Raw genomic sequence first — 17,022 nt, 5'->3', positions numbered from 1 at the left:
CGTTTCCGGGGGTCTCTTCCTGCTCTATCCGCGCATCCCGAACAGGAACCTGGTCACCCGTGTGCGCCGTACCAGCAGGTCGTATGCGATCAGAGTCAGCACGAGCGAGGCTGTGACGATCACTCCGTACTTGACCGCCATCGGTGCCTCCCAGCGCACCACACCGTAGGCGACCGCGACGACGATCGGCTGGTGCAGGATGTAGACGGGCAGTACGGCGGCGGCCAGATACTTGTACATCCGCAGGGTGCGGCTGTCGGGTGGTGCCTCCTTCCCCGTCGGTGTGTCGCTCTCCGGGGAGATCTGAGGGGAGGCCGGCTTCCTGCCTCGGTCGAGGAGGCCCATGATCGCGACCACACAGCACCAGCCCGCCGCGCCGTACAGCGTCCGGGCACCGATCGCCAGCGGGGTCATGTCGGTGAAGGGGTCACCGCCGGGAGACGCCGCCGTGACCAGGAAAGCGGGCATTCCCGTCAGGAACAGGAGCAGGCCCGTGATGGCCGCCGGTACCGCGTCCCGCCGCATCGCCGTCCGGAACCTCTCGTCGGCGGCGAGCACGAACCCGTACAGGAAGAACAGCAGATACGCCCAGCGGCTCCATCCGGCGTAGGACTCCTCAAGCCCCAGCAGCGCGCTGATCGCCGCGATCGGAATGGCCGGCAGCAGGATGGCGCCGCGCCGTTCCGCCGTCATGGCCAGGCGGTTCAGGAGTCTATGTCCGCCGTCGCGGGGAAGCAGACGGACCAGCGGTGCGATCAGGAGCGAGAAGGCCAGCAGTAGCACCACGAACCACAGGTGTCCGGTCTCGAAGTGCTCACCCTGCAGAACGAAGGGGAACTCGGCGGGCTCCAGCCGTACCGCGAAGAATCGCGGAAGGAAGTGCAGGTACGACTCGTGGTAGGCGGGATCGGCCCGCAGCCTGAGCCACTGCGGCACCGGAATGATCGTCAGGGTCGCGAACACCAGCGGCACGCCGAGCCGCCGTAGTCGTTCCATGGTGAATCCGCCGGGGCCGCGGCGGCGCAGCGAGTGCCACGAGCCCAGCCCGGCGATGAGGAAGAGGATCGGCATCGCCCACACCACCGCGAGACCGGCCAGGACCATGGTCGCCTCGGTGGTCTCGGGATTCTTCACGTAGAAGTCGTCGCGGGCGTCGAACACGAGGGCGGAGTGGAAGAAGATCAATCCGACCACCACCAGGGCGCGGATCGCGTCCAGTTCCGGCCGCCGGGCGGCCGCGGACACGGGGGGCGGTCCGATGCGTGCCGTCGTCATTCTATGGTTGTCCTCCATCCCGGGCGGAAAGGGAAGAGCAGGGCAATGCTCGTTCCGATGGCCGTCGCACTCATCCGGCGCGATCCGGAGGCGACCACCGCCGCGGCACATGGAGGAACTCGCGTGCGCCCCGAGACGGGTGGTCAACCGTGCTCGGGTGGCGGTGCCGTCCAGGCGCACGTCGAGGGGGCCGGGCGGGCCGGTGTCGGCGCGGAGCCCGGTGGGGAGGGTGGCCGGGTCGAGACCGTCCCGGCGCGCGATCAGCACGCCGAGTTCGTGACGGCTGACGGCATCGGTGCCGGCGAGGTGGTGGATCCCGGCACAGGATGAGGCGGCCAGCTCCAGGAGGGCGGCGGCCGGGGCGATGCCCTTGATCGCGGTCTCGGCGGCGGGCTTGGCGGCGCCGTACGGGGTCGTGGGGTCCGGGAGGTGCGTCTCGTCGTAACGGGAGGCCGTACCGGAGAAGACCGCGTCGCTGGAGACACGGACGAGCCGGGCTCCTGCCGCCGCGGCGCCGAGTGCGAGGTGCATGCCGCCCTCGGCCGTGGTCGCCCAGTCGGACTGCCGGTAGGCGGCATTGACGATCACATCGGGTCGTGCCGCGAGGACCAGGGCCGTGACGCGGAGGGTCCGCTCTGCCGGCCTGTGATCGTATGATCGCCGTTCATGACCGGCGTCCGCACCGTATCGTTCGATCTCGGCGTCACAGCACCGGCCGTCACAGCACCGGCCACGGAATCGTCACCGGTGGGTTCTCGCAAGCTTCGGGGCCCGAGTGGCAGGCACTTGGAGGAACACGCCGCATGACCGCTGACATGCCTCTGTCCGCAGACACGGCGATCACCGGTCCGTACGGGTCACGGTCGCCGCTGGACTACTACCTGGTCATGCCGGGGCCGGGACAGGCCGGTGGGCCGGAGGCGCCGGTGGACGGGATCGTCGTCGAGGAGTTCGTGCTCGCCGACGACCACACGGCGACCGGGCTGGACAGCGCGGGATGGAGCGTGACGGACGGCACCTGGTGGAGTTCGGCCGCCTTCAGCCGGGACATGCGCACCGACCCGGCGCTACGTGACCGGGTCCTCGCCGTTCACCGCCGCACCGCCGAAGCCGTCTACCGCCGGATCGGCGGGGAGGACCTGCCCGGTGAGGCGGCGTTGCGGGCCCGCTTCCGCGACCGGTTGCCCCTGGACGACTCCGCCCCCCTGCTCCTCGGCTCCCCCCGGGTTCCCGAGGGGTTTCGTGAAAGGCGGGTCTATCGCGTCCTGTTCGCCGGTGACCTGGACGCGGAACGCCTGCGACGGCTGCGGGATCTCTGGTCGATGGAGCCGGCCGGCGGTTGCGCCGATCCGACGGCCCGCGTGGCCGGTACGGCCCGTATGCGCGCGGGCCATGACACGCTCACCTGGGATCTCCGCCGGATCGGCCCCGGTACGGCCTGGTGCCTCGACCTGACCGCATGCCTGGGCGGCTCGTCCGATGACGGGGTCGGATCGCTCCTGCGGGAGCTGACGGCGGCGATGCGGCACGCGAGGCTGATTCCCGTGACGATCGAGCGCTTCGCCTGACCACCGCCACAGGCGTCCGTCACAGCGGACAAGCCCGCCGACCGCTGCCCGGCGGGAATCCCGCGCCGGTTCGGAACCGGCGGGACGCCTCCTCAGCCGGCCTGCGTCCACGACCGGTGCCGCCTGCTCCTGCTCTTGACGATCCGTGGCCCGCACTCCTCTGCCGACCAGATCTGCAGGAGATAGCGATCAGGCGCGTCCTCCTCGTAGTAGTCGGCGTGGCCCTCGTCCAGACCGTGGACGTGATATCGCAGGCGGTACCAACCGGGCCCGGCCGGAAGCGGCGGGAGCGCGTGAACGTCGCCGTCCCCCCACTCGCGGAGGGAGACGCTCCCCGCCTCGGAGTCGAAGCTGATCTCCACGATGTCCTCGTACGAGCCGAGATCCGGGTCGGGTTCGCGCTGCGTCACCTGAACGTCGAAACGGACCTTGCCGTAGTGCGTGCCGATGGTCAGCAGGGCGACGCCGTCCGCCACGCTGATGATCCCGAGAGAGTGCGCGGGGTCGTCATCGGCCGGTTGATCGGGAACCATGGCTTGGCCGCACTCATCGACGAGATATGCCTGGCCGTAGTCGACACCGAGGGCGATGGTCACAGTGTCGGCGGTGGCATCCGGGTGCGTCATGAGCCGCGATCATAGAGTTTCCCGCTGATACCTCATGCCGGCCGATCCCCCACTCCGGCTCGGCCGGGGCGGGGGACCATCGCGGCTCTCCTCGCCGGACGGGACGATCTCTCAGTGCAGCAGCGTGCCGGCGAAACGGGCTCTGTCGGCGGTCGCCCCCGCGTCCTGGGCGTGCAGGACCTGGGCGGTGGAGGGGACGCCGGTGGCGGTGCCGGGCAGGACCACGAGCATCCCGCGGTTGCCGTTCTTGCCCGGAGCACCCGCGATCAGCTCGCCCTTGCCGTCGCCGGTGAGGTCGATGATCGAGACGGCCGCGCCCAGGTTGTCGTACTCGGCCGACTGCTCACCGATCGGGTCCGCCGTGGGGGAGGCGTCCGGGGGCGCGACGCCGTCCTGGGTGATGACCTGCGCGGCCGATGGGACGGGACCGGTGCCGGAGCCCGGGATGAGGACGAGCGCGCCCGCATCGGTCCGGCCCGATACGGTGGCGCGGGGAACGCCGATGGAGATCTCGGCGGCGCCGTCGCCGTTGACGTCGCCGGTGGCGAGGTTCAGCTGGGACGTCGTGGAGAGCGTGGTCAGCCAGGTCAGGCCGCGGGCGCTGTAGCCGACCCTGGACATGCCGCCGCCGTACTTGTCGCCGTACCAGACGTTCAGCGTGCCGGTGCTGGGCGTCACCATCACCAGATCGCGGTAGCCGTCGCCGTTCACGTCGCCGAGCGTCACCACGGAGTCGTTCTTCGGGCAGGCCAGCCTGCTCGTCTCGGGGGCCTGGCATCCCTCCGGACCGCCCAGCACCCAGGGATCGGCCGATGGGTTGCGCAGGTTGCCGGAGTACCACACATATGTACCGCTAGGGCCGTTGGTGACATCGATGCCCACCCACATGGCCTCGGACAGCCCGTCCCCGTGAATGTCGCCGATGGTCATGGACCAGGGCCTCAACCTGCGCGTCGAGCTCAGCCCGGCGGTCTCGAAGGAGCCGCCGTTGTACCACCCTCCCAGCACCTGGCCATAGCCTTCGGCATACCCTCCCACGATGTCGGGGCGTGGATCGGCGTGGTCGACGCGGCCCACTGTCAGCGCGTCGCGGATGAACCTGCCGCTCCACCGGAGCTTGCGTGTCACACCTTCCGCCGTCCAGGAGTGAATCTGCAGGTCGGCGCTGCCCGCGGAGACCAGGTCGATCTTGCCGTCGCCGTCCGCGTCGCCCGCGGTCAGGCTCCGGCCCCACCCGGAGCAGTTGTAGATCACGACGAAGCAGTCGGGCTCGGGGCGTATGAGGTGCCGCCCGGTGAGACCGTTCGGCCCGCCGTACAGGACGGTGATCAAGCCGCTGTGGCCGGTCCCCTCATGCCCGGGATATGACTGGCTGCCCACGGCCAGGTCGTTGTAGCCGTCGCCGTTGAAGTCGGTGTCGACGGTGATCGGCGCCGCCGCGGCGGGCGCGGCGGGCAGGGTGACGGGTGTGGTCAGGGCGGCGAGCAGCGCCGCCCACCAACGGATCTTCTTCACGCGCATGCGGTCATGATCACGCCGGTGACTTGTGCCGCAGTTGGGCCTGACTGGTCGGGCCTCTCGAACTCTGCGTACCGGCCGGCCGAGTCCTGCGGGGGCGGGAGTCCTCAGCCGCCGATGAGGGTGGCGACGGCGGCGGCCGATGTGGTGGTGCGTCCTGTCGTGCGCTGGTAGCGCCGCACGATGTCATGGTGGCGGGTCCGGCGTGCCAGTCGCCGTTCGAGGTTCAGGAACGGGTTGCGCCGAGGCGGTGGGAAGGCGGCGGCCAGGTCGGCGAGGAGCGCCTGCCTGTCGACTCCGGCGGCCGAGAGCACCCACGCCACGCCGGGGTCGAGGGTGACGAGCGCGAGGGCGAGGTGTTCGGGCCGGTGGTCGCGTTCGCGGCGGGACAGCGCCAGTCGCAGCGACGCCTCGTAGGCCGCCTGGGCGTCCAGGCCGAGCGGCGGGCGCATCCGTGCGGACCGGCGCCGCGCCTCGGCCGCGCCCAGAGGGAACAGCGGTTCGCGTGCGGGCGGGCGGTCCAGTGCCTTCGCACCCGAGGCGCCGAGCAGGCGGTCGAGGTCGATGCCGAGCCCGGCGAGGGTGTCCCGGTCGGCGGCCGTACCGGCCCCGGCGGGTGCCGCGCGGTGGACGGCCTCGCGGATCGCGGTCTCCGTCGCGCCGTGTACGGCGAGGACGGAGGCGACGCCGGAAGCGCCTGCGGCGGAGGCGGCAGGGGTGCCGTCCGGGGCGGAGTCGACGGCGAGGCCGGTGCCTTCCGCGGTGAGGGCGAGCAGCAGGTGCTCGCTGCCCGTACGGGGATGCCCGAGGTCGCGGGCCAGCCTCAGGGCCCGGCCCACGGTCCGGCTCAGGTCGGGGTGGTCACCTCGGAACATCAGTCCTCCAGGACGTGGTGGTACTTGCGGTGAACGGTCTGCTTGGTGACGCCGAGCCGGGTGGCGATGTCCCGCCAGGACCAGCCGGCGCGACGCGCCGCCGCGACGTGCTCGGCCTCCAACTGTTCCACCAGCCTGCGCAGGCGGGCGACGGCGCGCAGCGCCGCATCCGGGTCGGTGCCGTGCACGGCCTGCTCGAGATCGGTGTTCATGGACACGCCGTCAGCATATGCTGACGGTCGTCAAGGCGTCAACATATGCTGACGGTCGAGGTCTGACGATCACTGCCGTACCGCCACGGGGAACCGCTCGCACGGCCGGAGGTTCCAGCGGTACGGCGGCGCCTCGGCGACGAGGCGCAGGAAGCTGATTCTGTTCGAAGGGCTCTGGAAGCCGGCGTCGTCGGAGGACGGCTCACGGGCGGACGGATCGGTCTTCGGCTCGCTGATGACGGCGAGGCGGAAGTCCGCGTCGGTTACGCGGTCCATCGTCGCGGCCCGGCGACCTCCGATCGCGTCACCGGAGGTCCTGCCCGCCGATCCATCGGACCGGCGGGCAGAACCGGCGCTGGAACTGCTCAGCCCGGGCAGGTGACCGACAGCACCTTGGCGGTCTCCCAGGAAGTGATCTTCACCCAGCCGCCGTAGACGTGGTACTGGCTGCCCGCTCTGACGGAGTAGGCGGTGCGGCAGTTCTTGGGGGCGTAGAAGCCGTCGATGTCCCGCTTGGGGCTGTTCAGATAGCCGCCCATGCCCGTGCCGGGGGCCAGGCTGGCATACGACCACGGGTCGCTGTTGTCATTCTTCCAGCGCACCTTGATGTAGGTGCTGGTCTTGTTCTCCACCCGGCCGCACGGGGGAGCCGAGCAGCCGCTGGCCGCTGCCGGTCCGGCCGTGATGACGCTGAGACCTGTGGCGATCAGCGTCGTGGTGGCCAGGATGGCGATTCGCCGCCGGAGGGGGAAGCTCATGGCGAAACATTCCTTCTGTTGGATTTGTCGGGATTGTTGGTAAAGCTGGGACAGCGTATAGGGCATGGTGACCTTTCGCACCTGTCAGCTGTTCCGCCGAGCCCACCGTCCCGCCTGGGAAGTGACGATGCTGCTTCCGGTCCGCACAAGCCCTAGGACCAATGCCCGATGCCCCGGCGCGGGGGCGGGCCGTAGCGTCGGTGTCCCCGACAGATCGGTGTCCCAGAGGGAGAGGCGGGCCGATGACGTTTTTGGTGACCGGGGCGACGGGCAAGGTCGGCAGGCATGTCGTCGGCGAGCTCCTCCGTGCCGGGCAGCGGGTACGGGCCCTGACCAGGGACCCGGCCCGGGCCGATCTGCCGGAGCAGGTGGAGGTGGTGCGGGGTGATCTCACCGATCCCCGGACGCTGGGCCCGGCCTTCGACGGCGTGGTGGGCGCGCACCTGCTGACCGTGGGCGGCGACGACTACGCCACCCTGCAGACCGGGCCGGAGATCGTGGAATCGGCGCGGAAGGCCGGGGTGCGGCGGGTGACGCTTCTGTGGAACGGGCAGGTGGGCCCGGTGGAGAAGGCCTTCGCGGCCGGTGATCTCGAATGGACCGCGCTTCAGCCGGTCGACTTCATGAGCAACACGCTGACCTGGGCGCCCGCCATCAAGGAGAGGGGCGAGGTGCGCGAGCCGTTCGCCGACGTCCCCGGCGGGGTGGTGGACGAGAGGGACGTCGGCGCCGTGGCGGCGGCGGTGCTCGCACGCGGCGGTCACGCGGGCAGGACGTATGTGCTGACGGGGCCGCAGGTGCTCAGCCAGCGCGGGCGGCTGGCCGCGATCGCCGAGGCGATCGGCCGGCCGCTGCGCTTCGTCGAGCTCACCGAGGAGCAGGCGCGCGAACGCTGGCGGCAGGCGGGGTACGGTGAGGAGCTCATCGAACTGCTCGCCTCCTGGCAGGGGAACCCACCGCCCGAGGCGCTCTGCGTCTCACCCGCGGTGCGCGAGATCACCGGTCGCGAACCGCGTTCGTTCGCGCAGTGGGCCGCCGACCACGCGGACGCCTTCCGCCCTGAGGGGTAGCCGCCGCCTTCCTGAGGCCTGAGGCCTGAGAACGTGACCTGTCCGGCGATCGCTCGCCGGACAGGCCGCGGAGGCGTTCCTTCAGCGGCCGGTTCCCGCGTCCTCGTCCGTCACCGCACGGGTCACGCCGTGTCGTGCTGCCGGCGCACCATCTCGGTGATCCAGACGGGCGCGAACGGAGACGTGCAGCCCGGGGAGGTCGGATAGTCCTTGAGCACCTCCAGGCGCTCACCGATGTCGATCGCACGGGTGCGGTGCTCGGCGTGCTCGATCCCGATCTGCGCCAGGCAGTGGTTCATCGCCCACTGCAGGCGATCGGGGGCGTCCTTCATCCGCGCCTCGATGACGTCGAGCAGCCCTGACAGGTCCAGGCCCTCCGGCTTCTTCGCCACGCGTTCGGTGGTCAGCGCCCAACCGGCACTGGCGACCGCCGGGTCCGGATCGGCGGACCAGGCCAGGCGCAGCTCTTCGGCGTGCGGGCTCTTCTTCACCACGTAGTTCACGAGCCAGTCGTGCACCTTGGGCGCGCGTGCCCGGCGTACCATGGCGTCCAGCTCGTCACGCTCGAACGCCTTCGGGCGGCAGATCAGGATCGCCAGCAGTCTCGCCGCGGTGTCGTCGGTCTCCCAGAGCCGGTACGCGAGGTCCTGCTGCGTCTTCAGCCGCTTCGCGAGCGCGCGCAGCTTGCCGAGGTTCACACCGTGGTCGTCGCCGTGTTTCTCGTTCACCTCGCGTATCTTCGGGTCTTCGAGTCCGGCCAGCTCGGCCATCACCTCGGCCACCCTCGTCTCGGTCAGCGTCGTCTCGGCCACCTGCGCCTCCTGTCCGTCATGTGCGGGATTCAGGCTACGACGGAAGCCGGGCTCCCGCCGTACCCGGATGATCGCCCGCAGCGAACCGGCTCAGCCGAGGACGAGCGGGAGCCTCGCGGTGAAACCGCCCAGCGCGGCCTTCTCCGCGCCGGTCGGCGCGCGGCGTCCGGTGCCGATCAGCACCTCGTCGCGGGTGCCGACGCGGAGGGCCGGATCGGCGAGTCGGGCGGCGCGGCCCGCGGCGGAGCCGACGTCGTCGAAGTGGAACCTCGGCAGCCGCGGCTCACCGTACGCGGCGGCCAGCCGGGGGATCAGCGCGTCGAGCGGGTCCTCGGCGGCCGGGTTCTCAGCGGCCGGAGTCTCGACGAGCTTCCAGTAGGTGACCGCATCCACGGTCGGTTCGGCCTCGGCGGGCGTCACCAGGGTGATCAGGACGTCCTGGGCGCCGATGACCAGGTGGCACACCACGTCCCGCACGAGCCAGCCGTCGCAGCCGGACGGCCGTTCGAAGTCCTCGTCCGGGATCTCGGCCACCGCCGCGCGCAGCGCCGTCCAAGAGTGCGAGAAGAGATCCACCGCGGCACGGTAACGCCGGAGCGGAACCGCGGACAAGCATGCCGGGGCGAGCCGTCTGGCGGGGTCATGACGGCGGGTGAGGTCTTGCGGGGTCATGACAGCAGGCGCAGGAGGTCCCATTCGGTCTCGCAGACGCGGCGGCCGATCGCGGCCAGCTCGACGGACCGGGCGCCGCCGTCCAGGTGACGCATGGCCTGCATGACGCAGATGATCCCCCACTTGAGCACGCCGAAGGTCTCCCACCAGCGCAGCGCGCCGGGATCCACCCGGTGCCCGCCGGCCTTCTCGTAGGCGTCGAGGAGCTCGTCGTACCCGCCGAACCCGCCGACCGGCAGGGGAGAACCGAACCGCCAGGACTTCACGCACAGCCATCCGAGGTCCTCCACGGGATCGCCCGCGTGGGCCAGCTCCCAGTCGAGCACCGCTCTGACGCCGTCGGGGCCGACGATGAGGTTGCCGTTGCGGAAGTCGCCGTGCACGACGGTGGTCCGGCCACCCGGCGGACGGGAGTCGGCCAGGCGGCGCAAGGCCAGCTCGAAGACCGGATGCGGCTGCCCGGTCAGATCCAGCAGGTCGCGCCAGGTGGCCAGCGGATCGTCCGGTACGGCGTGCGGCCCCGCCGCGGCACGGGATGCGGGCGCCTGGACCGGTGAGGCGGGCGGTGGAGGGAGCGCGGCAGGCGGGGCGGCCGGCGGAAGGGGAGGGGAGAGCGGGGCGGGCGGCTGGGGGAGCGCGGACAGGGGCATGCGGTGGATCGCGGCCAGGATCTCCCCGCACTGGGCCGCCAGCCGGGGACGCGTGGCGGCGAACGCCTCGTCCCGGAGGATCTTGCGGGGGATCGTCTCCCCGGCCACCCGGGTCATCAGGATGTGCGCCTCGCCGGCGGCCAGGACCGCGGGCACCGGCACGCCGCTCGCCGCGGCGGCCCGCATCAGCGCCGCCTCACCGGCCAGCCCGATTCCCGCGCCCGGCGAGGCGCCCGGGGAGTCGAGGCGCAGGATCAGCTCGTGAGCGGCGCCGGCGGCGTCCAGCGCGTCGATCGCCCATGTCTCCCTGGACGCCCCGCCCGGCAGCCGTACACTCGCCGTGACCGCCGCCCCCTCGCCGAGCGCCCCGGCGACGACCGCCTCCCGGCCGGCTCCGTCCATCGACCCCTCCCGCCCCGGTCTCCATATCGGCATGCCGTACCCGATCACCGCCCTACCGCAGGCCGAACTCCCAGCCGCCCCCGGCCGCGTACGTGCCGAGGATGCGACGGCCGACCGAGTCGATGTGGACCTCGTCCGGGCCGTCGTAGATGCGACCGGCACGGGCGTGGCGGTACATCCGGTCCAGCGGGGTGTCGGGGGTCAGGCCCGCCGCGCCGTACACCTGGACGGCCCGGTCGATCACGTTGTGCAGCATCCGGGCGCCGACCACCTTGATGGCGCCGATCTCCACCCGCGCGTCCTCGCCGCGGTCGATGGCGTGGGCGGCGTGCAACGTCAGCAGCCGGGCCGACTGGATCTCGGCGTAGGAGTCGAACACGTGCTGGCGCATGAGCTGCTTGTTCGCCAGCGGCTGGCCGAAGGCGCTGCGGTCGTGCAGGCGGCGGCACATCAGGTCGAAGGCCCGCTGGGCCTGGCCGAGCCAGCGCATGCAGTGGAAGATCCGCCCGGGGCCCAGCCGCCGCTGGGCGATGACGAACCCCTGGCCGCGCGGGCCGAGCAGGTTGCCGGCGGGGACCCGTACGTTCTCGTAGCGGACCTCGCAGTGGCCCCCGTCGAGGCCCAGCACCGGCGTGTCCCGGACGATCGTGTATCCGGGCGTGTCGGTCGGCACCAGGATCATGGAGAAGGCCAGGTGCGGTGGGGCGTCCGGCTCGGTGCGGCACATGACGGTCGTGTAGGCGGCCCGGTTCGCGCCGGTGGTGAACCACTTGTGGCCGTTGATCACCCACTCGTCGCCGTCCAGCACGGCCGAGGTCCGCAGCTGGGTGGGGTCGCTGCTGGAGACCTCCGGCTCGGTCATCGCGAAGCTCGGCCAGATCTCCGCCCGGACCAGTGGCGCCAGGAACCGCTCGCGCTGCTCGGGGCCGGCGAACTCGTGGAGCATCAGCGAGTCCTGCAGGGTGAACGTGCCCAGCGCCAGCTGCCCGAACTCGCTGCGTCCCTGGACCTCGTTGACGTAGACGTAGTCGAGGAACGGCAGCCCGCCGCCGCCCAGCCCGGCGGGATGGCCCAGGGCCCACAGGCCTTCCTTCTTCGCCTCGGCCTGCAGGTCGCGCAGGAGCTCGCCGGCTTCGGGCCCGCCCCCGTGCAGGACGGCTTCGGCGGGTTCGACCCGCTCGGTCATGAACGCGTGCACGGCGTCGCGGAGCGGCCGCACACTGTCGGGAACCGCGAAAGTCATGTAAGGATCTCATCGAAGATTCGTTGCCGAGTCAACGGATAAGGAGTTCCTTATGCCGCAGGATCCACCGGGCTCCGGTCCCCGCGACGGTCCCCGCGACGGTCCCCACGACGTCCCGTCGGCGGCCCGGCTCGTCGCCGCGGTCCGTGACTTCCTGGAGAGCGACGTGCTCCCCGCGGTCGAGGGCCGGGTCCGCTTCCACACCCGGGTCGCCGTCAACGTGCTCGGCATGGTCGAGCGGGAGCTCGCCCTCGGCCCGGAGCAGGCGGCCGCGCACGCGCGACGCCTCGGCGAGCTCGGCTTCGCCTCCGAGGCCGAACTCGCCGCCGCCGTCCGCGGGGGACTGGACCACCCCGCCCTGGTCGCCGCCTTGACCGAGTCCGTCCGGGCCAAGCTCGCCGTGGCCAACCCGGCCTACCTCGACGGCTGAGCGGCGGCTCTGTCCCGACGGCCGAACGACGGCCGAACGACGGCCGAACGACGCGGCCCGCGCCGCCGTGAAGGGGGCGCGGGCCGTACCCGGTGGTCCTGCGAGGGGTCAGTGGGCCTTGGGCGCCCCCGGGGAGAAGTCGAGGTCCTTGACCCGGGGGTCGCCCTCGTCGGCGAAGTAGTGGTCGGGGTGGGTGGTGTCCTCGCCGTCGGCCGCGTTCACGGCGCGGGCGACGACGGTGCCGACCGCGGCGACGATCAGGTTCACGGCCAGTGCCAGGACGCCCGCGTAGATGGTCATCTTGGTGTCCAGGCCCAGCTTCTCCAGCGGGAACGCCGAGCCGGCGAAGTGCAGCTTGCCGGTGGCCGGGTTGCCGACGTTGTAGAGCAGGAGCATGCCCGCGCTCATGCCCGCGACCCAGCCGGCGATCAGGCCGCCGCGGTGGAACCAGCGGGTGTACAGGCCCAGCGCCACCGACGGGAGCGTCTGCAGGATGATCACGCCGCCGATGAGCTGCAGGTCGATGGAGAAGCCGGTGTCCAGGAACAGGATGCAGGCCACCGCGCCGACCTTGACCAGCAGTGAGGTGATCTTGGAGACCTTGGCCTCGTCGGCGTTGGTGGCGTCCGGCTTGATGTACTCCTTGTAGATGTTGCGGGTGAACAGGTTCGCCGCGGCGATCGACATGATCGCGGCGGGGACCAGCGCGCCGATGCCGACCGCGGCGTAGGCCACGCCGGTGAACCAGTCGGGGAACATCTGGTCGAACAGCCGCGGCACGATCGTGTTGTTGTCCTTGCCGATCGGCGTGGTCCCGGCCGCGATGGCCATGTAGCCGAGCAGCGCGATCAGGCCCAGCAGCAGGCTGTAGGCCGGGAGCGCGGACATGTTCCGCTTGATCACGTCGCGGTTGCGGGAGGCCAGCACGCCGGTGATGCTGTGCGGGTAGAGGAACAGCGCCAGCGCCGAGCCGAAGGCCAGCGTGATGTACTGCAGCTGGTTGTTGGCGTTGAGCAGGATGCCGTCACCCGGCGCCGGGCTCGCGGCGAACTTCTCCTGGGCCTTGTCGAAGATGAGGTCCCAGCCGCCCAGCTTGACCGGGATGACGACGATCGCCACCAGGATCACGATGTAGATCAGCGTGTCCTTGACGAAGGCGATCAGCGCCGGGGCGCGCAGGCCCGACTGGTAGGTGTAGGCGGCCAGGATGGCGAACGCGATGATGATCGGCAGGTGGCCGGTCACGCCCATCGACTTCAGCACCGCCTCGATGCCGACCAGCTGCAGCGCGATGTACGGCATGGTCGCCACGATGCCGGTGATCGCGATCAGCAGCGCCAGCGTGGGCGAGCCGAAGCGGGCCCGGACGAAGTCGGCCGGGGTGACGAAGCCGTGGATGTGCGAGACCGACCAGAGCCGGATCAGTACGAGGAAGACCAGCGGGTAGATCACGATGGTGTACGGCACCGCGAAGAAGCCCATCGCGCCCGCGCTCCAGAGCAGGGCGGGCACGGCCACGAAGGTGTAGGCGGTGTACAGGTCGCCGCCGACCAGGAACCAGGTGATCCACGAGCCGAAGCTCCGGCCGCCCAGTCCCCACTCGTCCAGGCTGGCCAGGTCCTGCGGGCGCCGCCAGCGCGCCGCCACGAACCCCATCCCGCTGACCACCAGGAACAGGACGGTGAAGACGATGATCTCGGTCAGATGCTGTTCCACGTGGTCACCGTCCCCGCTTGGTCATCCGGTAGACGATCGTGGTGCAGGTGACGCCGACCGCGATGAAGGCGAGCTGGAGCCAGTAGAACATCGGGAAGCCGAACAGCCGGGGTTCGTCGTGGTTGAACAGGAAAGGCAGGAGAGGCAGGACGATCGGCACGATGAGCAGCCAGTTCCACGGACTGCGGTCGCTCCGGTCCCCGTTCGGGGTGGTCAACACGGTCTCCTCGATCTGAAGCGGCACCGGTTCTGCGTAATGGTGCCTGCGGGTTGACCGGCAGAGTAAGCGCGGCGCCGTTTCGTTGCGGTCACCGATCGCCGAGCGGACCGGTTGGCGCGACGAACGGTCGGTTCAGCCGTCCGCGGCCCGACTGCTGCCCCCGGTGACCACGTCGTCGACGATGTCGCGGGTGCCGTAACCCTCCGGTGCCGCCACTTCGACGATCGGTTCGGGCCGGTCGTCGAATTCCAGGCGGAGCGCTCTTGACATGGTCGCGTGCATTTCGTACAGGCAGGTGATGTAGGTGAGCTCCAGGATCTCCTCGTCGCTCAGGTGCGCCTTCAGAACCGCGAAGACCTCGTCGTGCACCCGGCCGCCGTCCAGTACCAGCCCGTCGGTGTAGGCCAGCACGGCCCGCTCCAGCTCGTCGAAGTGCGGGCTGACCTGCCAGTGCGCGACCGCCCGGACCTTCTCCTGCGGCACCCCGATCGCCCGCAGCTGCTTGCAGTGCTGGGAGAAGACGAACTGGCTGCCCCGCGCCCACCCGGCCCTGCACTGGCCCAGCTCGCGCAGGACCGGGTCGAGCCGGGCCTCCCGGTAGAGCTGGAAGCCCTTCACGCAGTGCCGCAGGATCACCGGGTGCAGCGCGAAGACGGTCCACCAGTCGCCGGGGGAGCCGGAGGCGGTGCCGGGCTCGGCGACCGGGTCGCGGTCCGGGCCGAAGAGGCGGTCGTAGAAGAACAGGGTCAGCGGGTCGGTGACCTGCTCGCGCGGGACCTGGCGCAGCCGCGGCATCACACGGTCCGCTCGGCGGCGGTCTTCGGCTCGTGCCGCACGTCCTCGGGACGGTCGAGCGCACGCGTCCAGGCCGCGAACTCCACGAGGATCCCGTCGGGGTCCTTGAAGTAGATCGACCGGACGAACACGCCCTCCTGCATCTTCGGCGCCACGCCGAACTCGCTGTCGTCGTGGTTGAGGATCACCCCGACGTCCACGCCCTTGGCGATCAGCCGCTCGCGGTACTCCTCGATCTTCTCGGGCGCCACGTCGAAGGCGATGTGGTTCATCGAGCCGACCGCCGACAGCAGCTCGCCCCGGTCGGGCAGGTTCTTGGGCGCCGAGACGCCGGGCACCCCCTCGGGGGCGTCGGGGAACCAGAAGAACGCCAGCGCGTTGCCCCCGCCGCAGTCGAAGAAGAAGTGCTGGCCCCAGCCCATCGGCAGCTCGATCGTCTTGATCAAAGGCATGCCCAGGACGCCGGAGTAGAAGTCGACGGTCTGTTTCATGTCCGAGCACACCAGCGCGATGTGGTTGACCCCGCGCAGCTCGAACTCCGTGTTGCCGCCCATGGCCTCTCCTTGCCGAAACTCCTCGAAGTAACCAACTACTTATCACACGGGGCCCGCCGGGACACCCGTCACGACGAGGCGGGGGTACGGCGGGCCGCGCTCACGGTTCGGCCGTCAGGCGGGCGATCACCCGCATCTTGTTCATCGCGTCCAGGGCGGCGACCTTGTACGACTCGGCCAGCGTCGGGTAGTTGAACACGGCGTTGACCAGATAGTCGACCGTCCCGCCGCAGCCCATCAGGGTCTGCCCGATGTGGACGAGCTCGGTGGCGCCCGTGCCGAACACGTGCACGCCGAGCAGCCGCCGGTCGTCGGAGGAGACCAGCAGCTTGAGCATGCCGTACGAGTCGCCGATGATCTGCCCCCTGGCCAGCTCCCGGTAGCGGGAGACGCCCACCTCGAACGGGATCTTCTCGCGGGTCAGCTCGTCCTCGGACTTCCCGACGAAGCTGATCTCGGGGATGGTGTAGATCCCGATGGGGGACAGCTCCTGCATCTCCGCGACCGGCTCGCCGCACGCGTGCTGGGCGGCCAGCCGGCCCTGCTCCATCGAGGTGGCCGCCAGCGCGGGGAAGCCGATCACGTCGCCGACCGCGTAGATGTGCGGGACGGGAGTGGCGTAGTTCTCGTCCACCGCGATCCGGCCCCGGTCGTCGGCGGTGAGCCCGGCGGCCTCCAGGCGGAGCTCGGCGGTGGTGCCCTGGCGCCCGGCGGAGTACATGACGCAGTCGGCGGGGATCTTCTTGCCGCTCTCCAGGATCGTCAGGGCGCCGCGGGGCCGGCGCTCGACCGCGGCGACGCTCTCGCCGAACCTGAAGGTCACGGCCAGGTCCCGCAGGTGGTACTTCAGCGCCTCCACGATCTCCAGGTCGCAGAACTCCAGCATCCGCTCGCGGCGCTCCACCACGGTGACCTTGGTGCCGAGCGCGGCGAACATCGAGGCGTACTCGATGCCGATGACGCCCGCCCCGACGACGACGAGGGTCTCGGGCACCCGGTCGAGGTGCAGGATCGCGTCGGAGTCGATGACCGTCCTCTCGTCGAACTCCACGCTCGGCGGGCGGGCCGGGGAGGTGCCCGTGGCGATCACGATCTTCTCGGCCGTGACCTTCCGGTCGTGGTCGGCGGGGACGTCCCCGGCGATCCCGATGCTGTGCGGGTCCAGGAAGCGCCCGGTCCCCTGCAGGACCGTCACGTGGTTGCGGGCGAGCTGGTTGCGGATCACCTGGATCTCACGGCCGATCACGTGCTGCGTGCGCATGCCGAGATCGGCGACCGTGATCTCCTCCTTCACCCGGTAGCTGGCGCCGTACAGGTCCCGCTGGTTGAGGCCGGTCAGGTACAGGACCGCCTCGCGCAGCGTCTTGGAGGGGATCGTCCCGGTGTTGATGCACACGCCGCCGATCATGTGCCTCTTCTCGACCACCGCGACCCGCCTGCCGAGCTTCGCCGCGGCGATCGCCGCCTTCTGCCCGCCCGGACCGGTCCCGAGCACGAGGAGATCGAAGTCATACATCGGCACAGACCTTCCGACCGGGGACCTCATTGTCCGGCCTGCCGCCGGTCCGGCCAATAGCCCGGCTCACGGTCCGGCCGGCAGCGCGGCGAAGACCGGGAAAACATGAC

The 17,022-nt window shown here is 70.7% G+C and carries 19 protein-coding genes; 3 read left to right on the top strand and 16 right to left on the bottom strand.

The annotated features are described in order from the left end of the window. Nucleotides 1–24 precede the first annotated feature (24 nt). The gene (locus Pta02_RS26940) at nt 25–1,863 is read right to left on the bottom strand and encodes an acyltransferase family protein (RefSeq protein ID WP_239131246.1); all 1,839 of its coding nucleotides are present in this window, start codon (nt 1,861–1,863) and stop codon (nt 25–27) included. Between the two features lie 215 nt (nt 1,864–2,078). Between Pta02_RS26940 and Pta02_RS26930 the strand changes: the two genes are divergently transcribed. Continuing rightward, the gene (locus Pta02_RS26930) at nt 2,079–2,843 is read left to right on the top strand and encodes a hypothetical protein (RefSeq protein WP_203877724.1); all 765 of its coding nucleotides are present in this window, start codon (nt 2,079–2,081) and stop codon (nt 2,841–2,843) included. Between the two features lie 92 nt (nt 2,844–2,935). Here Pta02_RS26930 and Pta02_RS26925 read toward each other — a convergent pair whose 3' ends face one another. The 6 genes from Pta02_RS26925 to Pta02_RS26900 all read right to left on the bottom strand — a co-directional run bounded on the left by Pta02_RS26925 (nt 2,936) and on the right by Pta02_RS26900 (nt 6,832). Beyond that, nucleotides 2,936–3,469, bottom strand: a complete 534-nt coding sequence (locus Pta02_RS26925) for a hypothetical protein (RefSeq protein WP_203877723.1) — start codon at nt 3,467–3,469, stop codon at nt 2,936–2,938. 111 nt (nt 3,470–3,580) lie between these two features. Next, nucleotides 3,581–4,990, bottom strand: coding sequence for an FG-GAP repeat domain-containing protein (locus Pta02_RS26920; RefSeq protein WP_203877722.1), 1,410 nt, complete (start codon nt 4,988–4,990; stop codon nt 3,581–3,583). 104 nt (nt 4,991–5,094) lie between these two features. Continuing rightward, on the bottom strand, nt 5,095–5,862 hold the full coding sequence (locus Pta02_RS26915) for a Clp protease N-terminal domain-containing protein (RefSeq protein WP_203877721.1): 768 nt from the start codon (nt 5,860–5,862) through the stop codon (nt 5,095–5,097). Then, nucleotides 5,862–6,074, bottom strand: a complete 213-nt coding sequence (locus tag Pta02_RS26910) for a helix-turn-helix domain-containing protein (RefSeq protein ID WP_203877739.1) — start codon at nt 6,072–6,074, stop codon at nt 5,862–5,864. The genes Pta02_RS26915 and Pta02_RS26910 overlap by 1 nt, the downstream gene beginning before the upstream one ends. A 69-nt stretch (nt 6,075–6,143) precedes the next feature. Further along, the gene (locus Pta02_RS26905) at nt 6,144–6,350 is read right to left on the bottom strand and encodes a hypothetical protein (protein WP_203877720.1); all 207 of its coding nucleotides are present in this window, start codon (nt 6,348–6,350) and stop codon (nt 6,144–6,146) included. 89 nt (nt 6,351–6,439) lie between these two features. Beyond that, complete coding sequence (locus tag Pta02_RS26900) at nt 6,440–6,832, bottom strand: hypothetical protein (protein ID WP_203877719.1); 393 nt, start codon at nt 6,830–6,832, stop codon at nt 6,440–6,442. Nucleotides 6,833–7,074: 242 nt separating this feature from the next. On the opposite strand from Pta02_RS26900, the gene Pta02_RS26895 reads away from it, so the two are divergent. After that, complete coding sequence (locus Pta02_RS26895; protein WP_203877718.1) at nt 7,075–7,902, top strand: NmrA family NAD(P)-binding protein; 828 nt, start codon at nt 7,075–7,077, stop codon at nt 7,900–7,902. 122 nt (nt 7,903–8,024) lie between these two features. Here the strand turns inward: Pta02_RS26895 and Pta02_RS26890 are convergent, their stop codons facing one another. The 4 genes from Pta02_RS26890 to Pta02_RS26875 all read right to left on the bottom strand — a co-directional run bounded on the left by Pta02_RS26890 (nt 8,025) and on the right by Pta02_RS26875 (nt 11,681). After that, complete coding sequence (locus Pta02_RS26890; RefSeq protein WP_203877738.1) at nt 8,025–8,672, bottom strand: DNA alkylation repair protein; 648 nt, start codon at nt 8,670–8,672, stop codon at nt 8,025–8,027. A 132-nt stretch (nt 8,673–8,804) separates the two neighbouring features. Continuing rightward, on the bottom strand, nt 8,805–9,290 hold the full coding sequence (locus Pta02_RS26885; RefSeq protein ID WP_203877717.1) for a maleylpyruvate isomerase N-terminal domain-containing protein: 486 nt from the start codon (nt 9,288–9,290) through the stop codon (nt 8,805–8,807). A gap of 92 nt (nt 9,291–9,382) precedes the next feature. After that, a complete protein-coding gene (locus tag Pta02_RS26880; RefSeq protein WP_203877716.1) occupies nt 9,383–10,438 on the bottom strand; it encodes a phosphotransferase family protein in 1,056 nt (351 codons plus the stop codon). A 52-nt stretch (nt 10,439–10,490) separates the two neighbouring features. After that, nucleotides 10,491–11,681 carry an acyl-CoA dehydrogenase family protein gene (locus Pta02_RS26875; RefSeq protein ID WP_203877715.1) on the bottom strand — a complete coding sequence of 397 codons (1,191 nt, stop codon included), beginning with the start codon at nt 11,679–11,681 and terminating at the stop codon, nt 10,491–10,493. A 52-nt stretch (nt 11,682–11,733) separates the two neighbouring features. Here Pta02_RS26875 and Pta02_RS26870 point away from each other — a divergent pair, with 52 nt between their 5' ends. Continuing rightward, a complete protein-coding gene (locus tag Pta02_RS26870) occupies nt 11,734–12,111 on the top strand; it encodes a DUF6285 domain-containing protein (protein WP_203877714.1) in 378 nt (125 codons plus the stop codon). Between the two features lie 108 nt (nt 12,112–12,219). On the opposite strand, the gene mctP is transcribed toward Pta02_RS26870, so the two are convergent. From mctP to sthA, 5 genes are all read right to left on the bottom strand, one after another. Further along, complete coding sequence (mctP, locus tag Pta02_RS26865; RefSeq protein WP_275423616.1) at nt 12,220–13,827, bottom strand: monocarboxylate uptake permease MctP; 1,608 nt, start codon at nt 13,825–13,827, stop codon at nt 12,220–12,222. A gap of 4 nt (nt 13,828–13,831) precedes the next feature. Next, nucleotides 13,832–14,044, bottom strand: coding sequence for a DUF3311 domain-containing protein (locus tag Pta02_RS26860; RefSeq protein ID WP_239131245.1), 213 nt, complete (start codon nt 14,042–14,044; stop codon nt 13,832–13,834). A 135-nt stretch (nt 14,045–14,179) separates the two neighbouring features. Continuing rightward, the gene (locus tag Pta02_RS26855; RefSeq protein WP_203877713.1) at nt 14,180–14,842 is read right to left on the bottom strand and encodes a carboxymuconolactone decarboxylase family protein; all 663 of its coding nucleotides are present in this window, start codon (nt 14,840–14,842) and stop codon (nt 14,180–14,182) included. Then, nucleotides 14,842–15,396: a VOC family protein gene (locus tag Pta02_RS26850; RefSeq protein WP_203877712.1), complete on the bottom strand. Its 555-nt coding sequence runs from the start codon at nt 15,394–15,396 to the stop codon at nt 14,842–14,844. Before Pta02_RS26850 ends, Pta02_RS26855 begins: the two co-directional genes overlap by 1 nt. Nucleotides 15,397–15,496: 100 nt before the next feature. Continuing rightward, nucleotides 15,497–16,912 (bottom strand): Si-specific NAD(P)(+) transhydrogenase, encoded by a 1,416-nt coding sequence (sthA, locus tag Pta02_RS26845; protein WP_203877711.1) that lies wholly within the window; start codon nt 16,910–16,912, stop codon nt 15,497–15,499. Between the last annotated feature and the right edge of the window lie 110 nt (nt 16,913–17,022).

Origin of the sequence: Paraplanobispora takensis, assembly GCF_016863195.1 — a bacterium.
In the GTDB taxonomy this organism is placed as follows: domain Bacteria; phylum Actinomycetota; class Actinomycetes; order Streptosporangiales; family Streptosporangiaceae; genus Planobispora; species Planobispora takensis.
Note: the sequence above shows the minus strand (reverse complement) of the source record. Positions and strands in the feature narration are given on the sequence as shown.

Coding starts and splice junctions, on each gene's coding strand:
- Pta02_RS26855 (WP_203877713.1), bottom strand. CDS start 14,842: ATGCCGCGGCTGCGCCAGGTCCCGCGCGAGCAGGTCACCGACCCGCTG.
- Pta02_RS26905 (WP_203877720.1), bottom strand. CDS start 6,350: ATGGACCGCGTAACCGACGCGGACTTCCGCCTCGCCGTCATCAGCGAG.
- Pta02_RS26850 (WP_203877712.1), bottom strand. CDS start 15,396: ATGGGCGGCAACACGGAGTTCGAGCTGCGCGGGGTCAACCACATCGCG.
- Pta02_RS26890 (WP_203877738.1), bottom strand. CDS start 8,672: ATGGCCGAGCTGGCCGGACTCGAAGACCCGAAGATACGCGAGGTGAAC.
- Pta02_RS26895 (WP_203877718.1), top strand. CDS start 7,075: ATGACGTTTTTGGTGACCGGGGCGACGGGCAAGGTCGGCAGGCATGTC.
- Pta02_RS26900 (WP_203877719.1), bottom strand. CDS start 6,832: ATGAGCTTCCCCCTCCGGCGGCGAATCGCCATCCTGGCCACCACGACG.
- Pta02_RS26930 (WP_203877724.1), top strand. CDS start 2,079: ATGACCGCTGACATGCCTCTGTCCGCAGACACGGCGATCACCGGTCCG.
- Pta02_RS26880 (WP_203877716.1), bottom strand. CDS start 10,438: ATGGACGGAGCCGGCCGGGAGGCGGTCGTCGCCGGGGCGCTCGGCGAG.
- Pta02_RS26915 (WP_203877721.1), bottom strand. CDS start 5,862: ATGTTCCGAGGTGACCACCCCGACCTGAGCCGGACCGTGGGCCGGGCC.
- Pta02_RS26920 (WP_203877722.1), bottom strand. CDS start 4,990: ATGCGCGTGAAGAAGATCCGTTGGTGGGCGGCGCTGCTCGCCGCCCTG.
- Pta02_RS26875 (WP_203877715.1), bottom strand. CDS start 11,681: ATGACTTTCGCGGTTCCCGACAGTGTGCGGCCGCTCCGCGACGCCGTG.
- sthA (WP_203877711.1), bottom strand. CDS start 16,912: ATGTATGACTTCGATCTCCTCGTGCTCGGGACCGGTCCGGGCGGGCAG.
- Pta02_RS26870 (WP_203877714.1), top strand. CDS start 11,734: ATGCCGCAGGATCCACCGGGCTCCGGTCCCCGCGACGGTCCCCGCGAC.
- Pta02_RS26925 (WP_203877723.1), bottom strand. CDS start 3,469: ATGACGCACCCGGATGCCACCGCCGACACTGTGACCATCGCCCTCGGT.
- Pta02_RS26910 (WP_203877739.1), bottom strand. CDS start 6,074: ATGAACACCGATCTCGAGCAGGCCGTGCACGGCACCGACCCGGATGCG.